At 32.4% G+C, this 1,270-nt stretch carries 1 pseudogene; it reads left to right on the forward strand.

The annotated features are described in order from the left end of the window. Positions 1-106: 106 nt before the first annotated feature. Positions 107-1,270: pseudogene (locus AC4II3_RS32750) on the forward strand (IS4 family transposase); the annotation flags it as partial.

The following is a 1,270-nucleotide window of genomic DNA, read 5'->3' on the forward strand; positions in this document are numbered from 1 at the left end:
CTGGGGGGGCGACAAGCGCCCTGTAACCCTTGATATATCTTAAATTGAGCGAATTATGGTAAAAAAAGATAGGTCATAACTTGTCAATACGACCTATCAATTGAAAATGGTACCAGAATTATATCAAAAACATCTAAAAAATCTACTTTCTGAATCTCAATCATTGTTTTTTTACCTTATAATAATAATTATACAAGATACCAAAAATGTCAAACTTGAAAAAATCGCAGAGTCACTCCCTTTACCAATTAAATTTAGCTCACGACGTAAAAAACTACAGAGATTTTTGTCGTTACCAGTATTTCAACTAAAAACTTTGTGGTTTCCAATTATTCGAGAATGGACAAAACAAACATTCACGCTTTGGTCAAAAAATATATTTGGCTATGGATAGGACTAATTGGAAAAACACCAACTTATTTATGATTAGCATAATTTATAAAAACCGAGCAATACCTGTTTATTTTGAACTTCTATCAAAGTTAGGCTCAAGCAATTTATCAGAGCAAAAACAAATAATTTCTAATATTATAGGGCTATTTGATAACTATGAAGTTGTGGTTTTGGGAGACCGAGAGTTTTGTTCGGTTAAATTGGCTCAATGGCTAGATAAACAAGGGTTTAAATTTTGTTTGAGACTAAAAGAATCGGAACAAATTGAAGTAAAAAATTCTGGGTGGGTTTCCTTGAAAACTTGTGGATTAAAACCAGGAAAATCTTTATTTTTTAAAAATGTTAAAGTTACAAAGACCAACAAAGTTAAAGGATTTAGTGTCGCCTGTAAATGGAAAAAGAGTTATCGAAGCTCTGTAACAAAAGAAGGTTGGTTTATTCTAACAAATATGAGCAGTACTTCTGAAGCAATCGGAGCTTATAAAAAACGCTTTGATATTGAAGAGATGTTCCGAGACTATAAGAGCGGTGGATATAATATGGAAGGCAGCAATGTTGTCGGGCAACGCTTTATTTCTTTAGTTATTTTAATATCTTTTTCTTATTTAAATGCCACTATTAAAGGAGAGAATATTAACAAAAAAGGAGTTCAAAACTATGTGGCTAGAGTTAAAGAATATGGGCGATTAACTAAAAGGCATAGCAGTTTTTATATTGGGCTTTATGGGCAAAACTGGATTAATTTTATGGATAAATGTTGGGAATTAGTTAAAAAAATGATGCGTTTAAGTCGCCATAAGCTCGATAATTATTTACAAGGTATGAGAGCTATGAAGCTTATACAGTCTACTTTTTAGCTCTCATGTCGCCCCCCCAG

The organism is Moorena sp. (assembly GCF_982860115.1).